The 22821-nt window shown below is 75.0% G+C and carries 25 protein-coding genes; 12 read left to right on the forward strand and 13 right to left on the reverse strand.

Features of this window, described 5'->3' with window-relative positions; translation table 11 throughout:
• Positions 1 to 13 precede the first annotated feature (13 nt).
• The 4 genes from Q3W71_RS03755 to Q3W71_RS03770 all read right to left on the reverse strand — a co-directional run bounded on the left by Q3W71_RS03755 (position 14) and on the right by Q3W71_RS03770 (position 4472).
• Positions 14 to 823, reverse strand: coding sequence for an ABC transporter permease (locus tag Q3W71_RS03755; protein ID WP_302917853.1), 810 nt, complete (start codon positions 821 to 823; stop codon positions 14 to 16).
• On the reverse strand, positions 820 to 1794 hold the full coding sequence (locus tag Q3W71_RS03760; RefSeq protein WP_302917854.1) for an ATP-binding cassette domain-containing protein: 975 nt from the start codon (positions 1792 to 1794) through the stop codon (positions 820 to 822). The genes Q3W71_RS03755 and Q3W71_RS03760 overlap by 4 nt, the downstream gene beginning before the upstream one ends.
• Positions 1795 to 1978: 184 nt before the next feature.
• A complete protein-coding gene (locus Q3W71_RS03765; protein WP_302917855.1) occupies positions 1979 to 3601 on the reverse strand; it encodes an acetolactate synthase in 1623 nt (540 codons plus the stop codon).
• 97 nt (positions 3602 to 3698) lie between these two features.
• A complete protein-coding gene (locus tag Q3W71_RS03770; protein ID WP_302917856.1) occupies positions 3699 to 4472 on the reverse strand; it encodes an enoyl-CoA hydratase-related protein in 774 nt (257 codons plus the stop codon).
• Positions 4473 to 4582: 110 nt separating this feature from the next.
• Between Q3W71_RS03770 and Q3W71_RS03775 the strand changes: the two genes are divergently transcribed.
• Positions 4583 to 5059 carry a DUF6232 family protein gene (locus tag Q3W71_RS03775; RefSeq protein WP_302918718.1) on the forward strand — a complete coding sequence of 159 codons (477 nt, stop codon included), beginning with the start codon at positions 4583 to 4585 and terminating at the stop codon, positions 5057 to 5059.
• Here the strand turns inward: Q3W71_RS03775 and Q3W71_RS03780 are convergent.
• The gene (locus Q3W71_RS03780) at positions 5056 to 5457 is read right to left on the reverse strand and encodes a nuclear transport factor 2 family protein (RefSeq protein WP_302917857.1); all 402 of its coding nucleotides are present in this window, start codon (positions 5455 to 5457) and stop codon (positions 5056 to 5058) included. The genes Q3W71_RS03775 and Q3W71_RS03780 overlap by 4 nt on opposite strands.
• Positions 5458 to 5585: 128 nt before the next feature.
• Here Q3W71_RS03780 and Q3W71_RS03785 point away from each other — a divergent pair, with 128 nt between their 5' ends.
• Together Q3W71_RS03785 and Q3W71_RS03790 are read left to right on the forward strand one after the other, a co-directional pair.
• Positions 5586 to 6068, forward strand: a complete 483-nt coding sequence (locus Q3W71_RS03785) for a DUF6232 family protein (protein WP_302917858.1) — start codon at positions 5586 to 5588, stop codon at positions 6066 to 6068.
• Between the two features lie 43 nt (positions 6069 to 6111).
• Positions 6112 to 6840: a hypothetical protein gene (locus tag Q3W71_RS03790; RefSeq protein WP_302917859.1), complete on the forward strand. Its 729-nt coding sequence runs from the start codon at positions 6112 to 6114 to the stop codon at positions 6838 to 6840.
• A gap of 6 nt (positions 6841 to 6846) precedes the next feature.
• Here Q3W71_RS03790 and Q3W71_RS03795 read toward each other — a convergent pair whose 3' ends face one another.
• On the reverse strand, positions 6847 to 7305 hold the full coding sequence (locus Q3W71_RS03795; RefSeq protein ID WP_302917860.1) for a rhodanese-like domain-containing protein: 459 nt from the start codon (positions 7303 to 7305) through the stop codon (positions 6847 to 6849).
• 72 nt (positions 7306 to 7377) lie between these two features.
• Here Q3W71_RS03795 and ftrA point away from each other — a divergent pair, with 72 nt between their 5' ends.
• Positions 7378 to 8376 (forward strand): transcriptional regulator FtrA, encoded by a 999-nt coding sequence (gene ftrA, locus Q3W71_RS03800; RefSeq protein WP_302917861.1) that lies wholly within the window; start codon positions 7378 to 7380, stop codon positions 8374 to 8376.
• Positions 8377 to 8433: 57 nt separating this feature from the next.
• Here the strand turns inward: ftrA and Q3W71_RS03805 are convergent, their stop codons facing one another.
• On the reverse strand, positions 8434 to 9006 hold the full coding sequence (locus Q3W71_RS03805; RefSeq protein WP_302917862.1) for a hypothetical protein: 573 nt from the start codon (positions 9004 to 9006) through the stop codon (positions 8434 to 8436).
• 185 nt (positions 9007 to 9191) lie between these two features.
• Here Q3W71_RS03805 and Q3W71_RS03810 point away from each other — a divergent pair, with 185 nt between their 5' ends.
• Positions 9192 to 10547 carry a BTAD domain-containing putative transcriptional regulator gene (locus Q3W71_RS03810; protein ID WP_302917863.1) on the forward strand — a complete coding sequence of 452 codons (1356 nt, stop codon included), beginning with the start codon at positions 9192 to 9194 and terminating at the stop codon, positions 10545 to 10547.
• Positions 10548 to 10619: 72 nt separating this feature from the next.
• Here the strand turns inward: Q3W71_RS03810 and Q3W71_RS03815 are convergent, their stop codons facing one another.
• Positions 10620 to 11516, reverse strand: a complete 897-nt coding sequence (locus tag Q3W71_RS03815; protein ID WP_302917864.1) for a ribokinase — start codon at positions 11514 to 11516, stop codon at positions 10620 to 10622.
• 21 nt (positions 11517 to 11537) lie between these two features.
• Positions 11538 to 12380, reverse strand: coding sequence for an ABC transporter ATP-binding protein (locus Q3W71_RS03820; RefSeq protein WP_302917865.1), 843 nt, complete (start codon positions 12378 to 12380; stop codon positions 11538 to 11540).
• Positions 12381 to 12511: 131 nt separating this feature from the next.
• On the opposite strand from Q3W71_RS03820, the gene Q3W71_RS03825 reads away from it, so the two are divergent.
• The gene (locus tag Q3W71_RS03825; RefSeq protein WP_302917866.1) at positions 12512 to 13537 is read left to right on the forward strand and encodes an ABC transporter ATP-binding protein; all 1026 of its coding nucleotides are present in this window, start codon (positions 12512 to 12514) and stop codon (positions 13535 to 13537) included.
• Complete coding sequence (locus Q3W71_RS03830; protein ID WP_302917867.1) at positions 13534 to 14547, forward strand: ABC transporter permease subunit; 1014 nt, start codon at positions 13534 to 13536, stop codon at positions 14545 to 14547. The genes Q3W71_RS03825 and Q3W71_RS03830 overlap by 4 nt, the downstream gene beginning before the upstream one ends.
• 87 nt (positions 14548 to 14634) lie before the next feature.
• Here Q3W71_RS03830 and Q3W71_RS03835 read toward each other — a convergent pair whose 3' ends face one another.
• Positions 14635 to 15810 (reverse strand): ROK family transcriptional regulator, encoded by a 1176-nt coding sequence (locus tag Q3W71_RS03835; RefSeq protein ID WP_302917868.1) that lies wholly within the window; start codon positions 15808 to 15810, stop codon positions 14635 to 14637.
• A gap of 177 nt (positions 15811 to 15987) precedes the next feature.
• On the opposite strand from Q3W71_RS03835, the gene Q3W71_RS03840 reads away from it, so the two are divergent.
• Both Q3W71_RS03840 and Q3W71_RS03845 read left to right on the forward strand, forming a co-directional pair.
• Positions 15988 to 17439, forward strand: coding sequence for a glycoside hydrolase family 3 N-terminal domain-containing protein (locus Q3W71_RS03840; protein WP_302917869.1), 1452 nt, complete (start codon positions 15988 to 15990; stop codon positions 17437 to 17439).
• A 75-nt stretch (positions 17440 to 17514) separates the two neighbouring features.
• Entirely contained in the window at positions 17515 to 18717 is a 1203-nt protein-coding gene (locus Q3W71_RS03845) for a PP2C family protein-serine/threonine phosphatase (RefSeq protein ID WP_302917870.1), read from the forward strand.
• A gap of 76 nt (positions 18718 to 18793) precedes the next feature.
• Here the strand turns inward: Q3W71_RS03845 and Q3W71_RS03850 are convergent, their stop codons facing one another.
• The gene (locus tag Q3W71_RS03850) at positions 18794 to 19144 is read right to left on the reverse strand and encodes an STAS domain-containing protein (RefSeq protein ID WP_302917871.1); all 351 of its coding nucleotides are present in this window, start codon (positions 19142 to 19144) and stop codon (positions 18794 to 18796) included.
• 162 nt (positions 19145 to 19306) lie between these two features.
• On the opposite strand from Q3W71_RS03850, the gene Q3W71_RS03855 reads away from it, so the two are divergent.
• From Q3W71_RS03855 to Q3W71_RS03865, 3 genes are read left to right on the forward strand one after another with little or no spacing between them, the layout of a single operon-like run.
• Positions 19307 to 19822 (forward strand): hypothetical protein, encoded by a 516-nt coding sequence (locus Q3W71_RS03855; protein WP_302917872.1) that lies wholly within the window; start codon positions 19307 to 19309, stop codon positions 19820 to 19822.
• On the forward strand, positions 19819 to 20310 hold the full coding sequence (locus tag Q3W71_RS03860) for a thiol-disulfide oxidoreductase DCC family protein (protein WP_302917873.1): 492 nt from the start codon (positions 19819 to 19821) through the stop codon (positions 20308 to 20310). Before Q3W71_RS03855 ends, Q3W71_RS03860 begins: the two co-directional genes overlap by 4 nt.
• Complete coding sequence (locus Q3W71_RS03865; protein ID WP_302917874.1) at positions 20273 to 20971, forward strand: TetR family transcriptional regulator; 699 nt, start codon at positions 20273 to 20275, stop codon at positions 20969 to 20971. The genes Q3W71_RS03860 and Q3W71_RS03865 overlap by 38 nt, the downstream gene beginning before the upstream one ends.
• Positions 20972 to 21357: 386 nt before the next feature.
• Here Q3W71_RS03865 and Q3W71_RS03870 read toward each other — a convergent pair whose 3' ends face one another.
• Entirely contained in the window at positions 21358 to 22017 is a 660-nt protein-coding gene (locus tag Q3W71_RS03870; RefSeq protein WP_302917875.1) for a GNAT family N-acetyltransferase, read from the reverse strand.
• A gap of 84 nt (positions 22018 to 22101) precedes the next feature.
• Positions 22102 to 22701, reverse strand: a complete 600-nt coding sequence (locus tag Q3W71_RS03875) for a DUF4396 domain-containing protein (protein ID WP_302917876.1) — start codon at positions 22699 to 22701, stop codon at positions 22102 to 22104.
• Positions 22702 to 22821: the final 120 nt, after the last annotated feature.

Consider the following 22821-nt stretch of genomic DNA (forward strand, 5'->3'; position numbering starts at 1 on the left):
GGTCAGCCGCTGGTCAGACCCGACGCCGCAGCCCGCGTACGGCCAGCGGGGCGAAGATGGCGGCGAGGACGCCCGCCCAGAGCAGGGACTGCACCACCGGCGCGGCCACCGGGCCGCCGACCAGCAGGCCGCGCAGCGCGTCGGCGAGGATGGTCACCGGGTTCACCTCGACCCAGGACTGCAGCCAGCCGGGCATGGTCTCGGTCGGCACGAACGCGTTGCTGGTGAAGGTGAGCGGGAAGATCACCATGAAGCCGAAGATCTGCACCTTCTCCGGCTCGTTGACCAGCACCCCGACCAGCACCGAGATCCAGGACGCGGCCAGCGAGAACGCCAGCAGCAGCGCGAACGCCCCGAGCAGGCCGAGCAGCCCGTTCTCCAGCCGGAACCCGAGGATCATGCCGACGCCGACCAGCAGCGACACCGACCACGCCTGCTTGACCGTGTCGGCGAGGATCCGCCCGGCCAGCGGCGCCCAGCGGGCGATCGGCAGCGCGCGCAGCCGGTCGAACACGCCCTTGGTGAGGTCGTTGTTCAGCCCGAAGCCGGTGGTCATGGTGGCGAAGAAGGCGTTCTGCACGATGATGCCGGGCAGCGCGAAGGTCAGGTAGTCCCCCGGCGAGCCGGAGATCGCCCCGCCGAACACGTACGTGAAGAGCAGTACGAACATGACCGGCTGGATGCTCAGGTCGAGCAGTTCCATCGGGTTGTGCTTGATCTGCACCAGGCTGCGCCAGGCCAGGGTGAGGGTGTGCCGCAGCCCGGCGGTCGGGCCGAGCCGGCGGGCCGGGGTGAGCGGGGCGGTCACGGTGGTTGCGGTCATGCCACGCTCCCTTCCAGGTCGGCCCCGGCGGGGGCGTCGGTCTCGGCCCGGTGGCCGGTGAGCGAGAGGAAGACCTCGTCCAGGCTGGCGCCGCGCAGGGCCAGCTCGGCGACGGGGATCTCGGCCGCTTCGAGGCGGCGGACCACGGCGGGCAGCACACCCGGGGCGTTCACCGGCACGGTGACAGTGGTCTGGACGACCTCGGGGGTCGCCCCGGCGACCTCGGCGGCGATGGCCACCACGGTGGGCAGGTCGTCGGCGTCGGCGGGGCGGACGGCCAGCGTCTGCCCGCCGGTCCTGGTCTTCAGCTCCTCCGGGGTGCCCTGGGCGATCACCCGGCCGTGGTCGACCACCGCGATCTCGCTGGCCAGCTGGTCGGCCTCCTCCAGGTACTGGGTGGTGAGCAGCACGGTCACCCCGTCGGAGACCAGGTTGCGGACGATGTCCCACAGCTCGTTGCGGCTGCGCGGGTCCAGCCCGGTGGTCGGCTCGTCGAGGAAGAGCACCTGCGGCCGGCCGACCAGGCTGGCGGCGAGGTCGAGCCGGCGGCGCATGCCACCGGAGTAGGTCTTGGCGGCCCGGTCGGCGGCGTCGCTGAGGTGGAAGTCGGCGAGCAGCTGCCGGGCGCGGGCCTTGGCGTCGGCCCGGCCCAGGCCGAGCAGCCGGCCGATGAGCAGCAGGTTCTCGAAGCCGGTGAGCGTCTCGTCGACGGAGGCGTACTGACCGGTCAACCCGATGAGCTGGCGCACCCGGTGGGCGTCGCGCACCACGTCGAAGCCGCCCACGGTGGCGTGCCCCTCGTCGGCCCGCAGCAGGGTGCTGAGCACCCGTACCGCGGTGGTCTTGCCCGCCCCGTTCGGGCCGAGCAGGCCGAAGACCGTCCCGGTGGGTACCGCCAGGTCGACTCCGGCGAGGGCGGTGGTGTCGCCGAAGCGGCGCACCAGACCCTCCGCACGGATCGCGTGCTCCATCGCCACTCCTGTCGTCTCCGTTGGTGGCCGCACCGTGACCGGTGGCGACCTCCCACGGCGCTGACGTTACGGCGACAGGCGCTCACGGTGCGTCGATTTTCCTGCTGGCAGAGCCCGTTCAGCTGCGGGTGAAAACGCGCCCGCCGCCGTCGCCGGGTGACGGCGACGGCGGCGGGCGGTGGTCTCAGGCCAGGTTCGACGAGCGGGGGTACGCGTCGGCCGGGTCGGTCAGCACGTTCACCAGGTACGGCACCCCGGCGTCGAAGGCGCGCTGCAGGGCCGGCCCGAGGTCGGCCGCCTTGGCGACCGTCTCGCCGGCCCCGCCGAGGGCGCTGACCACCTGGTCGTAGCGCAGCTCCGGCTGGAGGTCGGCGGCGACGTCGTAGCCGTACATGGCGCGCATCGGGTGCTTCTCCAGGCCCCAGATGCCGTTGTTGCCGACCACGATCACCACCGGCAGCCGCTGCCGGGCCAGCGACTCCACGTCCATCAGCGAGAAGCCGGCCGCGCCGTCACCCATCAGCACGCAGATCTGCCGGTCCGGGTGGCTGACCCGGGCGCCCATCGCGTAGCCCATGCCGGTGCCGAGGCAGCCGTACGGGCCGGGGTCGAGCCAGGTGCCGGGCTGCGCCGGCTCCAGGTAGCGGCCGGCGTACGAGACGAAGTCGCCGCCGTCGCCGATGGTGATGGCGTCGCGGGCGAGCACCTTGCGCAGCTCGCCGTAGACCCGGGCCGGGCGGATCGGGTCGGTCTCGGCGGCCATCTCCTCGGCGTCGCGGGCCCTCGCGGCGTCCTCGGCGGTGCGCAGCTCGGCGATCCAGCCGGCGTGGTCGGCCCGGTCGCCGGGGTGCTCGGCCAGCGCGGTGAGGATCAGCCGCAGGTCGCCGGCGGGCGCGGCGGCCGGCTGGACGTGCCCGGCCCGCTGGCTCGGCGCGTCGACGATGTGCACCACCGTGGCGTCGCCGAAGTCGCCGAAGCTCAGCCGGAAGTCCAGCGGGGTGCCGATCACCACCACCACGTCGGCGCCCTTCAGCGCCACCCGGCGGGCCTTGGCGAAGGCGAGCGGGTGCTCCGGCGGCAGCGCGCCCCGGCCCATCCCGTTGGTGAAGACCGGCACCTGCAACGCCTCGGCCGCGGCGCGCAGCGCGTCGACCGCGTCGCCGGCGTAGACGTCGGAGCCGGCGATGATCACGGGGCGGCTGGCCGCCGCGATCAGCTCCGCCGCCGTGCGCACCTCGTCCGGGTCGGCCTCGACGGGCGCGATGCCCGGCAGCGCCGGCAGCTCGGCGTCGGCGACGGAGAAGACCGCCTCCAGCGGGAAGTCCAGGAAGACCGGCCCGCGGTGCGGGGTGAGCGCGGTGGTCAGCGCCGCGGTCACCGCGCGCGGGATGTCGTCGGGGCTGAACACCGTCTCCGCGTGCTTGGTGACCGGGGCGACCAGCGGCAGGTGGTCCATCTCCTGGAGGCTGCCCGAGCCCCAGCGGAACTGCGGGGCCCGGCCGCCGAGCACCAGCACCGGCGAGGCGTTGAAGTACGCGCTGGTCAGCCCGGAGATGCCGTTGGTGACGCCGGGGCCGGCGGTGAGCACGGCCAGGCCGGGGCGGCGCTGGAGCTTGGCCACCGCCTCGGCGGCGAAGACGGCGGACTGCTCGTGCCGGACGTCGTAGATCGGGAAGTCGTTCTTGTGCGCGGCGTCGTAGAGCGGGAAGACGTGCCCGCCGGAGAGGGTGAACATCTCCCGCACCCCGTACGCGCGCAACGCCGCGAGCGCCAGCTCGCCGCCGTGACCTTCGATCCGCTCCGTCATGCCGCTTCCCTTCGTCGCCCGGCCGGAGTCACACGCTACTGGCCGGTAGGCCGAATGTGAACCGCCGCCTGGCGGCGGCGGTTCACCGGCGCAGGGGTCACCGGCCGGTGAAGTCCGGCTTGCGCTTCTCCACGAACGCGGCCATGCCCTCGCGCCGGTCGTCGGTGGCGAACAGCGCCGCGAAGAGCTGGCTCTCCCAGGCCAGGCCCGAGTTGAGGTCCATGTCCAGGCCGCCGTCCACGGCGAGCTTCGCCGCGCGCAGCGCCTGCACCGGGCCGGTGAGGTACGGGCGCACCAGCTCGACCGCGGCGTCGTAGACCTCGGCGGCCGGGGCGACCCGGTCGGCCAGGCCGATCCGCAGCGCCTCCTGGGCGTCGACCATCCGGCCGGACATGATCAGATCCTTGGCCCGGGCCGGGCCGATCAGCCGGGCCAGCCGCTGGGTGCCGCCGGCGCCGGGGATGATGCCGAGCTTGATCTCGGGCTGGCCGAGCTTGGCGTCCTCGGCCACCACCCGCCAGTCGCAGGCCAGCGCCAGCTCGCAGCCACCGCCGAGGGCGTAGCCGGTGATCGCCGCGACGACCGGCTTGGGAATCCGGGCGATCGCGCCGAGCGCGCTGGACAGGTCGGCCGCCCGCGCCGCCATGTCCACGTAGGACATGTCGGCCATCTCCTTGATGTCCGCGCCGGCGGCGAAGACCTTCTCGCCGCCGTACACGATCACCGCGCGGACGCCCGGGTCGGCGGTGGCCGCCGTCGCGGCGGCGCGCAACTCCTCCTGCACCTGGGTGTTCAACGCGTTCATCGGCGGCCGCTCCAGCCGGATGGTGCCGATCCCGTCCTTGGTCTCCAGCCGCACGAACTCGCTCACGCGCACCCTCACTTCCTCGTCGAAGTCGCGTGCCAACCTTACGGCGCGGCCCGTCCGGGTAAGTAGTCTGGTATCAGCCCCGCTCCGGGAGTTCAGCGATGAGACCAGCGATGATCACGTACTACGACGACAGGTCGGTCCAGGTCACCTCCACCGCCGTACGGGTGGACGGCCGGACGTTTCCGCTCACCGAGATCAGCATGGTGTGGCACCAGCGCGGCAGCCGGTCCTGGCGGGTGCTGGCCGGCCGGGGCGCGATCGGCGCGGCGCTGGCCGGGCCGCTGGTAGCGGCCGCGCTCGGCATCGCGCTCGCGCTCCGGCTGGACCGCTCGCCCACCGTCACCATCGCGATCGTCGGCGCCTCGGTGCTGGTCGGGCTCGCCGTCGGGCCGGTCGCCGACCTCCTCTTCGAGCACCTGGACCGCTCGTACGCCCGGGGCAGCCGGCAATTGGAGCTCTGGGCGCGCTGGCGCGGACACCCGGTCCGGCTGCTGCGCACCGGCGACGCGCTGCGCTTCGGCCAGATCTACCGCGCGGTGCAGCGGGCGGTGGAGCGGGGCCAGCCGGCGACGGTCCGCCGCGGTTAGCACCCGATCGGGCCGTCCGGCAGCATGCCCAGCCCGCGCAGCAGGCCGAACAGGTCCTGCTCGCCCCAGAACTGGACGATCACGCCGCCGGCCAGCCGGTACATCTTGCACGCGCTCTGCACCGCGGTGACGCCGGTGGCGTCCCGCCGGTAGGTCTGCGCCAGCGAGACCACCACTCGGTCCGCGGCCGCGAAGAGTTCGACGATCTCCTGGTCGAGCACGGTCAGCCCGAGCGAGGCGACCGCCTGCTCGACGAAGTGCCGGCCCCGCACCGCGCCGCCGGAGCCGTAGATCGCCACGTCCTCGGCCACCACCGCGCGCACCTCGGCGAGGTCCTTCGTGACGAAGGTCCGCAGGTAGCGGCGGACCACCTCGACGTTGCGCTCCTGCTCGGTCATGCGCCCGGACGCTACGCGACGGGTGGGCCGCCGCACCGCCCCGGTCAGCCCTTCCGACGACGTGGGCGGCTCAGCTCCACAGTGGGCGGCCCGAGCGCCCCGTTGCCGGGAAGTGCTAGAGCTTAGTGATGACCCTCTATTACCGGGACGAGGCGGTGCAGGTGACCTCCGAGTCGATCCGGGCGGGTGGGCAGGTCGTGGCGATCGCCGACCTGACGTACGTCTGGCATGCCCGCGGGCGGACCACGGCGGCGGTCCGGGGTCGGGTGCTCGGCCGGGGCGTGCTGGTCCTGCTGTTGTCGCTGCCGCCGCTGGTCGCGGTGGTCTGCGTGCTCTCGCTGGCCTGGTCGGCGCAGGACCGGGGCGAGTGGCGGCTCGCGCTGGTCGTCCTGGCCGCGTGCGCGGTCGCCGCGCTGGCCCTGGCCCCGTTCCTGGAGGTGCCGCTCGGCTGGCTGGACCGCTCCTACGAGCGCGGCAACCGGGTGCACGAGCTCTGGGTGCAGCACCACGGGCGGGAGGAGTTGCTGCTGCGCACCCCGGACGCGCTGCGGTTCGGCCAGATCTACCGCGCCGTGCAGCGGGCCGTCGAGCAGCACGGGCCGGTCGACTGACGCCGCCGGGCGGTTCTCGCGGCGACGACGCACACTTGGTGCCATGGCGATTCCCCTCCCCCGGCCCGGCGCGGTCGTCGGCCTCACCCGCTCCGCCCTCGACCAGGCCCTCGGCTCGGCCGCGTCGTTCGCCGCCGTGCCCGTCCGCGCGTTCGCGGTGCTCGACGGGGTGGAGGCGTTGCTGGCCCGGATCAACGGCGTGGTGGACCGCATCGAGCAGACGCTGGACCGCACCGACCGGGTACTCACCGACGCCGAGGCCGCGGTCCGCGAGGTCGCCGTGATCAGCGCCGCCGCGACCGCCGCGATCGACACCGCCACCGAGGTGGCCGCCGCGGCCACGGCGGTGGTCACCGAGGCCGACAAGGTGGCCCGGACGGCCGCCACGGTGGTCGCCGAGGCCGACTCGGTGGCCGGCCGCGCGGCGGCCACCGTGGGCGCCGCGGCGGAGGCGGCGGCCACCGCGGCCGAGCTGCTGACCGCGTACGAGCCGGCGCTGCGCCGGGCCGCGCCGATGGCGAACCGCTTCGTCGAGCAGCTCAGCCACGAGGAGGTGACCGCCGCGATCCGGCTCGTCGACGAGCTGCCGAAGCTCAAGCAGCACCTGACCTCGGACATCCTGCCCATCCTGGCCACCCTCGACCGGGTCGGCCCGGACCTGCACGACCTGCTCGACGTGACCCGCGACCTGAAGCTCGCGGTGGCCGGCATCCCCGGGCTGAACATGCTGCGCCGGCGCGGCGAGAAGCTCACCGACGACGCCGAGGGGTGACCGGCGTCAGCAGTCGCAGGCGACGGCGGCCCGGGGCGCGGTCAGGTCGTCGACCGGGCGGCGGGTCAGCCCGGTCCCGGTGACCACCGGCAACCCCTCCCGCACCCAGTACTCGTACCCGCCGATCAGTTCCTTGACGGTGAAGCCGAGCCGGGCGAACTCCAGCGCGGCGCGGGTGGCGCCGTTGCAGCCCGGGCCCCAGCAGTAGGTGACCACCCGGGACCCGGCCGGCACCAGGCCCGTGGCGCGCCCGGCGATCTCGGCGGTGGGCAGGTGCACGGCGCCGGGCAGGTGCCCCTGGGCCCAGGCGGCGGCGCCCCGGGAGTCGACCACCACCAGGTCGGGCACCCCGGCGGTCAGGTCGGCGTGCACGTCGCTGACGTCGGTCTCGAAGGTGAGCCGGGCGAGGAAGTGGGCGGCGGCGACCGCCGGTTCGGCGGCCGGCACGGCGAAGGTCTGCGTCATGCCGATGATCCTCCGGCGGCGCCGGCCGACCGGGCGAGTGGCGGGAACGACGACGAGCGCTAACATCCCGCCATGTCCCTGCGTGCTCCGGCCGGCCGCACCGTCGCCGTGCTGGCGTACCCGGGGATGTCGGTCTTCGAGACCGGCATCGTCACCGAGGTGTTCGGGCTGCCCCGGCCCGAGTTCGACGTGGACTGGTACGAGCTGACCGTCTGCGCCGAGCGGCCCGGCCCGGTGCCGGTCGTCGGCGGGGCCACCCTGCACACCCCGTACGGGCTGGACGTGCTGGCCGCGGCCGCGACGGTGATCGTCCCCGGGGTGCCGGACGTCACCGCCGACCCCTCGCCGGACCTGGTCGCCGCCCTGCGCCGGGCACACCGGGCCGGCGCCCGGATCATGTCCATCTGCTCCGGGGCGTTCGCCCTCGCCGGCGCCGGGCTGCTGGACGGCCGGCGGGCCACCACCCACTGGCGGTACGCGGACCTGCTGGCCCGCCGGTATCCCCGCGTCGAGGTGGACCCGGACGTGCTCTACCTCGACGACGGGGACCTGCTGACCAGCGCCGGCAGCGCGGCCGGCCTGGACCTCTGCGTGCACCTGGTCCGCCGGGACCACGGCGCGGCGATCGCCAACGCGGTCGCCCGCCGGCTGGTGATCCCGCCGCACCGCGACGGCGGCCAGGCCCAGTTCATCGAGGCGCCGGTGACCGTCGACCCGGACGACGACCGGATCGCCGGCAGCATCGCCTGGGCGCTGGGGCACCTGGCGGAGCCGGTCACCGTCGACCGGCTGGCCCGGCAGGCGCACATGTCGCCGCGCACCTACCTGCGGCACTTCGCCCGGGCCACCGGCACCAGCCCGATCCGCTGGCTGGTCGACCAGCGGGTCCGGGCCAGCCTGCCGTTGCTGGAGGGCACCGACGCGCCGGTGGAGGAGATCGCCGCGGCGGTCGGGTTCGACAGCCCGGTCACCTACCGCCACCACTTCGGCCGGGCCATGCGCACGTCGCCCTCGGCGTACCGGCGGGCCTTCCGCAGCGGCACGGCGGTGGTCCGTCCCGGTACCGGCTGAACCGGGCGGACGCGGCGCCGCCCGGTCGGGCGGGACCCCGGCCGGGCGGCGCAGGACTCAGTCCACGTCGGTGCAGACGTCGTGCGTGGTGCCGCGCAGCATCGTGATGGTCTTGTCGAACGTCGGGGTGAACTCGACCCGGAACACCCCGTCCACCAGCCACAGGCCGCGTGGCAGCGAACCGGCGTTCTCCCGGAAGCCGAGCAGCACCGGCCCCACCACGTACCAGGTCATCGAGCCGTCCGTGCCGTGCACGACGAGCGCGGAGCCGCTGGCGTCCGCCATGCTGGTGGCGCCGGTCTCCAGGTTCGTCACCTCGTCGATCAGAGCGCCGGTGTAGACCTCCCGCTTCGGCGAGCCGTCCGGGTAGGTCTCCAGCACCAGCTTGCGCACCTCGTCCACCACCGGCTGGACGCGGACGGCGAAGTCGCACCGCGCCCCGGCGGGCAGTTCGAACGCCTCCTGCGGCGCCGGCACCCAGCCGTCGAGCCGGCTCGCCTCGGCGAGCGCGGCGGCCAGCTCGGCCGGCACGGTCGGCGTGGCGGCGGGGGCGGCGGGCGCCGCCGTCGCCGTGCTCGCGACGAACACCGCTGCCGCCAGGGCCGTTCCGACACTCGTACTCCACCGCATGATCGCTCCCTCTGTTCTCGACGGTCGGACCGGATCAGCGTCACCGGCGCCCCTGACCACGTCCTGACCGCGGCGGCCGCGACACAGCCGCCCCCGCCCGCCGGGTCGGCCGCCGGCACCCGGGAAATCACCAGCCGCTCACCGCACCGGCAACCGTCCACGGCGGCCAGGTGGTCTGACCGGGTATGGACTTCCGACTGCTCGGCCCCTTCGAAGCGCGTCAGGACGGTCAGCCCGTCGAGCTCGGCAGCCGCCGGCAGGAACGGTGCATCCTCGGCGTCCTGCTGCTCGACCCGGGCCACCTGGTCAGCACCGACCGGCTCATCGAGCTGCTCTGGCACGGCCAGCCGCCCGCCTCGGCCCGCGGCGCCGTGCACACCTACATCGGCCGGCTCCGGGCGTCGCTGGCGCCCCACCGGGTCCGGATCACCACGCGGGGCGAGGGCTACCTCGTGGAGCCCGACGGGCACCGGGTCGACGTCGAGGAGTTCAGCCGCCTCGTCCACCAGGCGAGCGGCACCGCCGAACCGGCCGAGCGAGTGCGGCTGCTCGACCGGGCGCTCGGGCTCTGGCGGGGACCGCTGCTCGCCGACACGGCCGACGACGAACTGCGCGGCCGGTTGGGCGGACCGATCGAGGAACTCCGGCTCACCGGCGTCGAGTTGCGGGCCGAGGCGCGGCTGGCGCTGGGTCACCAGGCCCGGGTGATCGGTGAGTTGACGCCACTGGTCACCCGGCACCCGACCCGGGAACGGCTGGTCGCCTCGCTGATGACCGCGCTGTACCGGGCCGGCCGGCAGGCCGAGGCGCTCCAGCTGTACCGGACGACCCGGCGCACGCTCGTGGCCGAGCTCGGCGTCGAGCCGGGCATGCGGCTGCGCGAGGTGCATCGGGGGATCCTCCGCGCCGACCACCGGCTCGACCGGCCCGACCTGCCCGTCTACGAGGTACGGGTGCGTGGCGAGAACCTGCCGTGGAGCGTCGGTGGGCATCCGGCGCTGGAGTTCTGCAACACCTTCGCCGGCTGGCGCCACGAGCCGCCACTGCCCGGATCGGAGTGGCTCCGCGGCTACCCGACCCTGGCGGTCTGGGCCGGCCACGTGGGGTTGGTCGACGACGTGGCGGTGGGGCGGCTGCTCGACCTGGCCCGGCGGAACCCGGACGAGGCCGCCGCCACGCTGAACGAGGCCCGCGCGCTCCGCGCCCGGCTGTACGCCTGCCTGACCGATCCGGAGGACCGGGCTGCGTTCGACGCCGTCGCGCGGGCCGCGGAGGCGGCCGCGAAGACGATGGTGTTCCGGCGCGAACCCGACGGCCGGGGACGGTGGTGGCCCGATCTCTCGGCCGGACTGCGGCTGCCCGTGCACGCCGCGGCGTGGAGCGCCGCCGCGCTGCTGGCCGATCCGCGCCGGCTCACCGTCCGCGCGTGCCCGGACGAGCGGTGCGGCTGGCTCTTCCTCGACGCGAGCGGCCTACGCCGCTGGTGCAGCCTGGCGACCTGCGGCCGCTCGGCCGCCCAGGCGCCGTGCCGCAGCGCCTGAGCCCCGCCGCGCCCCGGGCACCGGCCTCGGACTCCGGACCGGAGCGGGCAGCCGCGGCGGTCGCTGCCCGGATCAGGCGGGGACGTACAGCTCGTCGATCTCGGCCCGGCGGGGCAGCGCCACCGAGGCGCCCAGCCGCCGGGCGCACGCCGCGCCGGCCGCGGCCGCCCAGCGCACCGCGTCGACCAGGTCCCGCCCCTCGCCCCAACCGACGGCGAGGGCGGCGGTGAACGCGTCGCCGGCTCCGGTGGAGTCGACCACGTCCACCTTCACCGCCGGCACGTGCACGTCGGTGCCGTCCCGGTCGCCGTACCAGGCGCCCTCGGCGCCCAGTGTGAGCACCGCCCGGGGCACCAGGTCGAGCAGGGCGCGCGGCTCGTCCCGGCCCCGGCCGGTGAGTGCCCGGGCCTCGTTCTCGTTGACCACCAGCAGGTCCACCGCGGCCAGCAGCTCGGCGGGCACCGGCCGGGCCGGCGCGGCGTTGAGCACCACCCGGGTGCCGGCCGCGCGGGCGGCCACCGCCGCCGCGGTCACCGTCTCCACCGGCACCTCCAACTGGGCGACCAGCACGTCCGCGTCTCGTACGGCGGCCAGTTCGGCCTCGGTGAGCGCGGTGAACGCGCCGTTCGCGCCGGGGGTGACCAGGATGGCGTTCTCCCCCTCGGCGTTCACCATCACCAGGGCGACGCCCGAGGCGCCGTACACCACCCGCAGCTGGCTGGTGTCCACCCCGGCAGCGGTGATCCGGGCCCGCAGGGTGACCCCGAACGAGTCGGAGCCGATCGCGCCGAGGAAGGCGCAGGCGGCGCCGGCCCGGGCGGCGGCGACCGCCTGGTTGGCGCCCTTGCCGCCGGGCACCGTCACGAAGTCCGTGCCGAGCAGGGTCTCCCCCGGCCGGGGCAGGGCGGGGGCGGTGGCCACCAGGTCCATGTTGGCGCTGCCGACCACGACGACCCGGGTCTGCCGCACGCTGGCCTCCTTACCGCGGCGTCAGGCCGCGCGAGCCGTGTACCGGTCGCCGGAGCGCTGGACCACCAGCGGCAGGCCGAAGGCCTTCGAGAGGTTGTCGCCGGTGAGCGTCTCGCCGAGCAGCCCCTGCGCCACCACGCCGCCCTCGCGCAGCAGCAGCGCGTGGGTGAAGCCGGGCGGGATCTCCTCCACGTGGTGGGTGACCAGCACCATCGCCGGGGCGTCCGGATCCTGCGCCAGCTCGGCCAGCCGGGCCACCAGGTCCTCCCGGCCGCCCAGGTCGAGGCCGGCCGCCGGTTCGTCGAGCAGCAGCAGCTCCGGGTCGGTCATCAGGGCACGGGCGATCTGCACCCGCTTGCGCTCCCCCTCGGACAGTGTGCCGTAGCTGCGCTCGGCGAGGCCGCCGACGCCGAGCTGGCTCAGCAGCGCGCGGGCGCGGGCCTCGTCGGTCGGGTCGTAGCTCTCCCGCCAGCGGCCGACCACCGACCAGGCGGCGGTGACCACCACGTCGGTGACCCGCTCGTCGGCGGGCACCCGCTCGGCGAGCGCGGCGGTGGAGAGCCCGATCCGGGTCCGCAGCTCGGTCAGGTCGGTACGGCCGATCCGCTCGCCGAGCACGTACGCGCTGCCGGTGGTGGGGTGCAGCCGGCCGGCCGCGATGTTGAGCAGGGTGGTCTTGCCGGCGCCGTTGGGGCCGAGCACGACCCAGCGCTCGTCCAGCTCGACCCGCCAGGTGAGGTCGTGCAGCAGGGCGGTGCCGGACCGGCGTACGCCGACGCCGTCGAGGCTGACCACCAGATCCGCGTCCACGGGCGGGGGTGCGGGTGCGGCGCCGCCGGCGCCGGGGATCAGGTCACCAGTCACCCGACCATCCAACCACGCAGCGCCGTAGCGCCCCCCACGGGCGGCGGGCCGGCCGTATGGTGGGGCGCCGTGTCGTTGGTCACCCCACCCGGAGGACGCTTCATGCCCGGTCGGAGCAGGGAGCCGCGCGGATGAGCGCGGTCATCGAGATCGAGGGTCTGCGCAAGACCTTCCACAGCCTGCGGCACGGTCGCCGGGTGGCGGTCGACGGCTTCGACCTGCTCGTGGAGCCCGGCCAGATCCACGGCTTCCTCGGTCCGAACGGCTCCGGCAAGACCACCACCCTGCGTGCCCTGCTCGGCCTGGTCCGCGCCGACGCGGGGCGGATGACGGTGCTCGGCGCGCGGTCGCCGGAGCAGCTGCCCCGGGTGTCCGGGCGGGTCGGGGCGATCGTGGAGAGCCCGCAGTTCTTCGGCAACTTCACCGCCCACCGCACGCTGCGGCTGCTCGCCCGGGCCGGCGGCGTTCCGGTCTCCCGGGTCGACGAGGTGCTGACCCAGGTCGGCCTCTACGACCGGGGTCACGAGCGGGTCAAGGGCTATTCGCTCGGCATGAAGCAGCGCCTCGCGGTCGCCTCCGCCCTGCTCAAGGACCCGGAGCTGCTGATCCTCGACGAGCCCGCGAACGGGCTGGACCCGGCCGGCATCCGGGAGATGCGGGACCTGATGCGGTCCCTGGCCGCGGCCGGGGTGACCGTGCTGGTGTCCAGCCACATCCTGGCCGAGATCCAGCTGATCTGCGACCACGTCACGATCATCTCCCGGGGCCGGCGGGTGGCGGCCGGCCGGGTGGACGAGGTGCTGGCCGGCTTCGACCGGCACGAGTTCCTGGTCCGGGTGGCCGAGCCGGCGCGGGCGGTCGAGCTGCTGGGCGCCGCCGGGCTGACCGCCACGGCGCACGACGACCACCTGACCGTGGCCGACGTGACCGACCCGACCCTGGTCAGCCGCACCCTCGGCGAGCAGGGCCTCTGGGTGGGCGAGCTGACCCCGCTGCGGCCGGACCTGGAGAGCGTCTTCCTGGAGCTGACCGGCACGGCGGGGCATCCGGGGGTGCCCCGGCAGGTGGACGACTCGGTACTGCCCGACCGCCCGACGCGGGACGGGACGATCGACCTCGACGCCGGGGTCGGCGAGACCAGAGGGGTGGACGCGTGAACCTGGTCCGTGCCGAACTGGAGCGGCTGAGCGCCCGGCGCTTCGTCCAGCTCATGGTCGTCCTGCTGGTGCTGGCCTTCGGGATCACCGCGGCGACCACCCTGGCCGGCTCCCACCGGCCCACCGCCACCGAGCTGGCCGAGGCGCAGCGGCAGGCGGCCGAGGAGCGGCGCAACCTGGAGGTCATCCACGAGCAGTGCCTCGCCCGCGAGCGCGGCGTGCTGCCGCCGGAGCAGGCCGACCAGTACTACCCGCCCAACTGCAGCGAGGTGGACCCGGCGCTGCGGGAGCGGCTGCCGGTGGCCGCCGACTACCTGGTCGGGGTGTTCACCTTCGCCACGGAGGCCCGGCCGCTGCTCTACTTCCTGATCGCCTTCCTGGTCCTCTTCGGCTTCCTGGTGGGCGCCTCCTACATCGGCGCCGACCTGAACTCCGGCGGGGTGGTCAACCTGCTGCTGTGGCGGCCGCGCCGGATGACGGTGCTCGGCGCCAAGCTGGGCACGCTGCTCGGCGGGGTGCTGGCGCTGTCGCTGGTCGCGTCGGTGGTGTACCTGGGCAGCTTCTGGTTCATCGGGCAGGCCGCCGGGCAGCCGGGCCATCTCGACGACCAGTTCTGGCGGTCGCTGGGCACGCTCTGGGGTCGCGGCCTGGTGCTGGTGGTGCTGGCCACGGCGCTCGGCTTCGCCATCGCCACCCTGGGCCGGCACACCTCGGCGGCGCTCGGCGCGGTGGCCGCGTACCTGGTGGTGTGGGAGCTCGGCGCCCGGCTGGTGTTCGAGATCCTGGAGGTGGCCCGGCCCGACCAGCTGATGCTCTCCAGCCACCTGGCCGCCTGGCTGACCGGGCGGGCCGAGTTCTGGGACAACCAGGCCTGCGCCGGCGTCTTCGACGGCAGCTGCGACGGCTTCTACGCGCTGACCTGGGCGCCGGCGCTGGTCGTACTGGTCACGCTGACCGCCGCGCTCACCGCGGCGGCGTTCGCCCTGTTCCGCCGACGGGATCTGATCTGAGCCCGCCGGGCACCCGGCCAGGGTGCGGCAACACCTTGCAGCACTCCGGCCGATGGTGAAGAATTCCTTCACATGACGGACGCCGGTTCAGCCGACGGTGGACCCGAAGACCTCGTCGCGGACGGCGTCCAGCGCGGTCCGCAGTGCGCCGTTGAGGATCGGCTCCTCGGTCAGCCCGGTCGGCACCACCCGGGGGCGCACCAGCGTGATCGCCGCCACCTCGTGCTGCACCCGCTCGGCCAGCGCGGCCCCGCCCGCCTGGCCGACCTCGCCGGCGAGCACCACCAGCGGCGGGTCCAGCACCACGCAGGTGCTGGCCACGCCGAGCGCCAGCCGCCGGGCCAGCTCGTCGAGCATCGGGCCGCCCGCCGTGCCGTCCGCGATCGCCGCGCGCACCGCCGCGGCGGCACCGTCGTCGGGGTAACCGTGCTCGCGGGCCAGCGCGCGCACCGCGTCCCCGCCGACCAGCTGCTGGAAGGCCGGCTTGGCCCGGCGGGACACGTCACGCGGGATGGGCGCGCCGGGCACCGGCAGGTAGCCGATCTCGCCGGCGGCGCCGCTGCTGCCGTGGTGCAGCCGCCCGCCGAGCATGATCGCCAGGCCGACACCGGCGCCGACCCAGACCAGTACGAAGTCGGTCACACCGCGGGCCGCCCCGGACTGCGCCTCGGCCACCGCGGCCAGGTTGACGTCGTTCTCGAAGACGACCGGGGTGTGCAGGTCGTCGCGGAGCGCGGCGAGCAGGCCGCTGTGCCAGCGCGGCAGGTTGAAGGCGAAGGTGATGTCGCCGGTGGCCGGGTCGACCAGGCCGGGGGTGCCGAGCACGATCCGCCGGACGCTGGACAACTGGGCCTGGGCGCTGCTGGCCGCCTGGACCACCGCGTTGTGCACCACGCCGACCGGGTCGTCGGTGTCCCGGGTGGACTGCTCGACCCGGCCGATCACCGCACCGGTGATGTCCGCGCAGGCGGCGACCACCCGGTCCGGGCCGACATCCACCCCGACCACGTGGGCGCTGCCCGGCCGCACCGCGTAGAGCTGGGCGTTCGGCCCCCGCCCGCCGGCCTGCTCGCCGACCCGGGTGACCAGCCCGCGCTCCTCCAGCCGCTCCACCAGCTGGGAGGCGGTGACCTTGGACAACCCGGTCAGCTCACCGAGCCGGGCCCGGGTCAGCGGACCCTGCTCGAGCAGCAGCTCGAGCGCGGCGCGGTCGTTGAGCGCCCGCAGCAGGCGAGGGGTGCCGGGCAGCCGGGTCGCACTCATGCCACGTCCTTCATGTTCTATAAACTTTGCTAACTGTAAATCGACCGGTGAATGGGTAGCCGTAGCGTATCGGCCACCCGGCACCGGAGAACTCGGACGACCCGGCACCGCTGCACCGCCGGGACGGCCGCCTCCGTCACGACGTCGTGCCGTCCGGGCACCGGAAGGGGAGATCACGTGGGGCTCGATCCAGGACTGCGCCGGCTCGCGCTCGGCACGCTGCTGGCCGCGTACCCGGGACCGGTGCCGCCGGACTGGGCGGTCGACCTGGTCGCCGAGGGGCTCGCCGGGCACACCCTGTTCGGCACCAACGTGCACAACCCGGCGCAGGTGGCGGCCAGCACCGCCGCGCTGCGGGCCGGCCGCGCCGACGTGCTGATCGCCATCGACGAGGAGGGTGGCGACGTCACCCGGCTCGCGCACGCCACCGGCAGCCCCTACCCCGGCAACGCCGCGCTCGGCGCGGTCGGCGACGTGGCGCTCACCCGGCGGGTCTACGAGGCCATCGGGGCCGAGCTGGCCGCGCTCGGTATCACCGTCAACCTCGCGCCCACTGTCGACGTCAACACCGCCGACGAGAACCCGGTGATCGGCACCCGCTCGTTCGGCGCCGACCCGGTCCGGGTCGCCGCGCACTCGGCCGCCGCGGTCGCCGGCCTCCAGGCGGCCGGCGTCGCCGCCTGCGCCAAGCACTTCCCCGGGCACGGCGCCACGATCGCCGACTCCCACCACGAGTTGCCCACCGTGGACGTACCGGTCGAGGTGCTGCGCGAGCGCGACCTGCCCCCGTTCGCCGCGGTGGTCGACGCCGGCACCCGCGCGGTGATGACCGCGCACATCCGGGTACCGGCGCTGACCGGCGACGGCCCCGCCACCTTCAGCCGGGCCGTCCTGGTCGACCTGCTCCGCGGCGAGTACGGCTTCACCGGCACGGTGATCACCGACGCACTGGAGATGAAGGGCGCCGCGATCGCCGCGGGCGGGGTGGGGCCGGCCGCGGTGCGGGCCCTCGCCGCCGGCGCCGACCTGCTCTGCATCGGCGCCAAGGTCGACGCCGACCTGGTCGAACGGGTGGTCGCCGAGATCGTCGCGGCGCTCGGCGACGGCCGGCTGGACCGCGCCCGGGTGGAGGAGGCCGCCGGCCGGGCCGCCGCGCTGGCCGCCTGGACCGGGGCCGCCGGCGGGATCTCCGCCGCCGCCACCGACCTGGGGTACGCGGCGGCGCGCCGTGCCGTCCGGGTGGAGGGCAGCCTCACCGAGCTGGACCGGCCGCTGGTGGTCCAGTTGCACGCCGCCTCCACCATCGCCGAGGGCCGGGTGCCGTGGGGGCTCGGGCCGCACCTGGCCGACGCCGAGGAGATCCGGGTGGTGGCCGCGGAGACCGAACCGGCCGCCCTGCGCGGGCTCGCCGGGTCCCGGCCGATCGTGCTGGTCGGCCGGCACCTGCACCGGCTGCCCGGCGGTCCCGAGCTGGTGACCGCGCTGGCCGCCGAGCACCCGGTGACCGTTGTCGAGATGGGCTGGCCGGCGAGCTGGCGGCCGGCCGGCGTGCGGGCCTTCGTCACCACCTACGGCGCGAGCCACGCCAACGGCCGGGCCGCCGCCGAGGCGCTCGGCCTCGCCGGCTGACAGCGGGCCGGGCGGACCGGCGGCGGACCCGGCCCGGGCGGCATTGACCGGGCCGGAGCGGGGTATGCGGATGGGATGACGGCTACCGACCCCTGGCACCGGGCGCTGGCCGACCTCGTGTCCCGGTCGCACCGGCTGCCGCCGGACGAGCTGGCGGCGGCGGTCGGCACCGTACTGCGGCCGCTGGGCGCCACGGCCACCGTCTACCTGGTCGACGCCGAACAGTGCGACCTGCGGCCGCTGCCCGAGCCGGGCCGGCCGGCGCCGGACCCGCTGCCGATCGACACCAGCCTGGCCGGTCGCGCCTTCACCCACGTCGAGCCGCACATCGGGCACGGGCCGCCGCCCCGGCTCTGGGTGCCGATCGTCAACGGCACCGACCGGTTGGGGCTGCTGGAGGTCTTCCCGGCGGACGGCACCGACCCGTCCGACCCGTCGTTCCAGGACGGCTGCCGGCTGATCGCCGGCCTCGTCGGTCACCTGGTGACGAGCAAGTCCGGGTACGGCGACACCCTGCACCGGGCCCGGCGCAGCCGGTCCATGGCGGTCTCCGCCGAGCTGCTCTGGCACCTGCTGCCGCCGCTGACCTTCGCCGGCCCGGACACGGCGATCAGCGCCCTGCTCGAACCCTGCTACGAGGTCGGCGGGGACGCGTTCGACTACGCCCTGGACGGCGGGGTCATCTCGCTGGCGATCCTGGACGGGGTGGGCCGCGGCCTGCCGGCGGTGCTCACCACCTCGGTCGCGCTCGCCGCGCTGCGCGCGGCGCGGCGGGCCGGCAGCGACCTGACCGGCCTGGCCCGCTCGGTGGACACCGCCATCGCGGGCCAGTGGCAGGACGCCCGCTTCGTCACCGGCGTGCTGGCCGAGTTCGACACCCGCACCGGCCAGCTCCGGTACCTCGTCGCCGGGCATCCGCCGCCGCTGGTGCTGCGGGGCGGACGGGCGGTGCAGGAGCTGGCCGGCGGCCGGCGCCTCCCGCTCGGCCTGGCCGACCAGGTCACGGTGGCGCAGGCCCGGCTGGAGCCGGGTGACCGGCTGCTGCTGCACACCGACGGGGTGACCGAGGCGCGCAGCGCCACCGGCGAGCTGTTCGGCCTGCCCCGGCTGGCCGATCTGGCCGAGCGGCAGATCAGCTCCGGGCTACCGGCGGCCGAGATCCTGCGCCGGCTGAGCCACGCGGTCACCGAGCACCTGGGCGACGGGACGGGGCGCGACGACGCCACGCTGCTGCTGGTCGAGTGGTCGGCCGAGGCGTCCGCGAACGCCGAACCCTGACCGCCGCGCGGCCGGACCGAGCGCCGGCGGGAGTGGGACCGATCGTCGCCGGCCGGCGCCCGCGCCGCCCGCCCGGTCAGTCCAGGCCGCGCCAGCCGCCGCCGGCCGGGCCCCCGTTGTCGGTGGCGGCCAGCCCGAGCAGGACGTCGACCGACGTGATCCGCAACACCCGGGCCACCACCGGCTGCGGCCGGGTCACCCGGAACGCCACGTCGTGCTTGCGGGCCACCGTCAGCCCGTGCACCAGCACGCGCACCCCGCTGGAGTCGAGGAACTCGACGTCGGCCAGGTCGACCAGGACCTCGCCGACGTCGGTGCGGCGCAGCGCGTCCAGGACCTCCGCCTCGAGCGCGTCGGCGGTGGACATGTCGATCTCGCCGGTCGGTCGCAGCACCACCTGCCGCCGCTCCGCGTCCTGCGCCCGCACCCACTCACCGCCTCACCAGGGAGCCCCGGCGTCCGTGCCGGTGCCAGCCGACCATACCCACCCGGAGGTCGCGCGGCCATTCGTCACCGCCTTCTTGAACGCGTTCAACTCTTCCCCTACGCTGAGCGCAGCGAATTTGAACGCGTTCAAGAAGGAGTCGGGATGGACACGAAGGTCTGGATGTACCTGGTCTACCTGGCGATCAGCATCGGGCTGACCATCTGGGTGGCCCGGGCGCTGTCCCGCAACGGGCTGGTCTTCCTCGAGGAGGTGTTCGCCGACGAGCGCCTCGCCAAGGCGGTGAACAGCCTGCTGGTGGTCGGCTTCTACCTGCTCAACCTCGGCTACGTCACGGTGGCGATGCGGCACCCCGACCCGGTGGGCACGACCAGCGTGGCGATGGAGGAGCTGTCGCTCAAGGTCGGTCTGGTGCTGCTGGTGCTCGGCGCGCTGCACTTCTTCAACGTCTTCGCGCTCAACCGGTACCGCCGGGGGCGGCTCCGCCAGCTCGCCACCCACCCGCCGCTCGCCCCGGTCGGCCAGCTGCCGATGGCACCGGTCCCGCCGGCCGGCCACCCGGCCGGCCCGCAGCCGCCGTCCGGCCCGTACCCCGGCGGTCCCCACCCGCAGCCCGGCCAGCCGGGCGCCGGCCCGACCCCTCCCCCGGCGCCCCGATGACCGTCCCGCCCGCCGGAGCGCGAGGACTGCCGGATACCACCACGCACTCCGGTGGTGGCATCCGGGGCTTCACCGTCCTGTTCGACGCGCACTGCCCGCTGTGCCGGGCCGCGCGTACCTGGCTGGCGTCCCGCCCGCAGCTCGTACCGCTGGAGTTCGTGCCGGCCGGCTCGGCCGAGGCCCGGCGGCGGTTCCCCGGCCTGGACCACGCCGCGACGCTGCGCGACCTCACCGTGATCGCGGACACCGGCGCGGTGTACGCGGGCGACGGCGCCTGGTTCGCCTGCCTGTGGGCGCTGGCCGAGCACCGGTCGACGGCCGAGCGGCTGGCCCGCCCGCACCTGCTCCCGCTGGCCCGGCGGGTGGTGGCGATCGCCTCGGCGGTACGCGAACGGGTCCGCGAGCCGTGGCCGGAGCCGGCGCACGACCCGCCGGGTTACGGTGGCCCCGATGACCGAGCAGACTGCGCCGACGACCGCTGCGGGTGAACCGGCGACCGCCCGCGGCGAGCAGACGCGGCAGCTCATCCTCGACACCGCGATGCGGCTGTTCCGCGAGCGCGGGTACGCCCAGACCACGATGCGGGCGATCGCGCAGGAGGCCGGGGTGGCGGTGGGCAACGCCTACTACTACTTCGGGTCCAAGGACCACCTGATCCAGGAGTTCTACGCCCGCTCCCAGGTGGAGCACCGGGCGGCGGCCCAGCCGGTGCTCGACCGCGAGTCCGACTTCGCCGCCCGGCTCGCCGGGGTGCTGCACGCCGGCATCGACGTGCTCACCCCCTCGCACGGCTTCGCCGCCAGCTTCTTCAAGACGGCGGCCGAGCCGACCTCCCCGCTGAGCCCGTTCTCCGCGGAGTCCTCGGCGCCCCGCCAGGCGGCGATCGACCTCTTCGCCGAGGTGCTGGACGGCTCCACCGCCAAGGTGGACGCCGAGCTGCGTCCCCAGCTGCCGGAGCTGCTCTGGCTGGCGTACATGGGGGTGATCCTGTACTGGGTCTACGACCGGTCACCCGGACAGGCCCGGACCCGGCAGCTGATCGACGGGGCGGTGCCGCTCATCGACCGGCTGGTGGGGTTGTCCCGGCTGCGGGTGCTGCGCCCGGTCACCCGCCAGGTCCTCGACCTGATTCGCACGCTGCGTCACTGAGCCGAGGGATCGACCTCCTGGTCTTCTTACCAGGTCAAGTCCGCTATTCGACACTCCGAGACCGGCGTTGGCAGCTTGCTGCCAGAGCCTTCGATACGTAGCGTAATCAACATCGCGCCAACCCACGGGGACCTGGGGGAAGGCTGCGGACCGTGGATCCGGCCCGGGATCCACGGTCCGCGCCCTCGGAATGCCGTCCGCCGCCGCGCGGCAGCTCTCGCGACGGCGGACCGCGGTGGCGGGCGGCACTGCTCCGGCGGCCCGCAGCTCTCCCCCGGTACCGCGGCGACGGGCGGCGTCGCTCCGCCGAGCACGGCGCTCCGCCGGACGGGCCCGCCGGCTCCCCCGGCACAGGGTCGCCGCACCGGGTCGGGCCGCTCCGCCGCTCAGGTGGGGTAGACCCCGAACGACCGCCAGCCCCGGTCCGGGAAGCCGGCCGCCGCCGCCACCTTCGCCGAGGCGACGTTGCGGCGATCGTGCAGATAGGTCGGGACGGCGCCCTCGTCGAGCACCCGGCGGGCGGCCTGCGCCACCAGGCGGCGGGCCAGGCCACGGTTGCGGGCCGCGGGCACCGTGCCCACCGCCAGCTCGTGGCCGTACGCGTCGTGCCGCTTGATCCCCACCCCGGCCAGGTAGCGACCACGCTCGTCGCGGACCACCAGCACCGCGTGGTCGAACAGCCGCAGCCAGGCCGGCAGCCCCGGCTCGGCCGGGGAGATCCACTCACCGACGTCGGGCAGCGGCGCCGGCGACACGCTCCACCGGAAGACGTCGTCGTGCAGCGCCCAGCCCCGGTGACCGACCGCGCTGGGCAGCTCCGGCAGCAGTCGCTTCGGCCGCCGGGCCAGCTCCCGCACCGCCGCGACCCGGTCCGGCGGCACCGACAGCACGGTGCTCGCGCCGGCCCGGACCGCGATCGCCGGGCGGAGCCGGCCGTCCCAGGCAGGCCGGACCCGGCGGTGCGAGCCGACCACGTGCAGGCCGGGGCCGGCGGGCCACTGCCCGAGCCAGGTGGCCAGGTGCAGGTGGAGTCTCCGGTCGAGCACCGACTCACCTCCCTGCACCGCCGGCCACCGGGCCGGAATCCGATCACGGTACGCCGGGCGGCTCCGCCCGGCGTACCGAACGGGTCAGCGCCGGTCGTGCCCCACGTCGTGCCCAGCGTGCTCCCCGTGCCCGGCGTGCTGACCGTGACCGGCATGTCCGGCGTCGGCGCCGTGCATGGCCCGCTCGCCGTGGTCGGTGTGCGCGTGGCCCGCGTCGTGGGCGGCGTGCTGGCCGTGGCCGGCGTGGTACCGGTGGGTCACCGCGTGCCCGCGACCGCGGGCGATCAGCGCGCGGTTGACCGGCACGGTGACCACGAAGGCCACCGCCAGCGCGCCGGCCAGGCTGGCCCAGAACACCCAGCTGGTCAGGCCCGCTTCCATGGCACCCGGGATGGCGAGCATGACGCCGTTGTCGACCACCTCCATCACGGCGATGCTCACCGTGTCGGCGACCAGCGCCACCTTGACCGCCGTCCGCAGCGGGACGCCCGAGCGGAGCACCGGGCGGATGGTGAACGAGTAGCCGAAGAGGAAGGCCAGGCCCACCGCCAGCGCGATGGTGCCGAGGTCGGACCAGCCGAGCGCGGTGCCGATGACCATGCCGAGCACCTCGCCGATGGCGCAGCCGGTGAGGCAGTGCAGCGTCGCGGTGATCGCCAGTCGGGTCAGGTTCTGGTTGCTCATGCCGCCGACCATATACCCCCCGGGGGTATTAGGGGAAGTGGTGTCCATCACTGCGCGACGGGCGCCGTAAGGAGATGGCAAGACCTACGACGGGGCACGGCTGGCTACGCTGTGCCGGCG

The sequence above is a fragment of the Micromonospora sp. C28SCA-DRY-2 genome (assembly GCF_030519475.1).
GTDB lineage: Bacteria > Actinomycetota > Actinomycetes > Mycobacteriales > Micromonosporaceae > Micromonospora.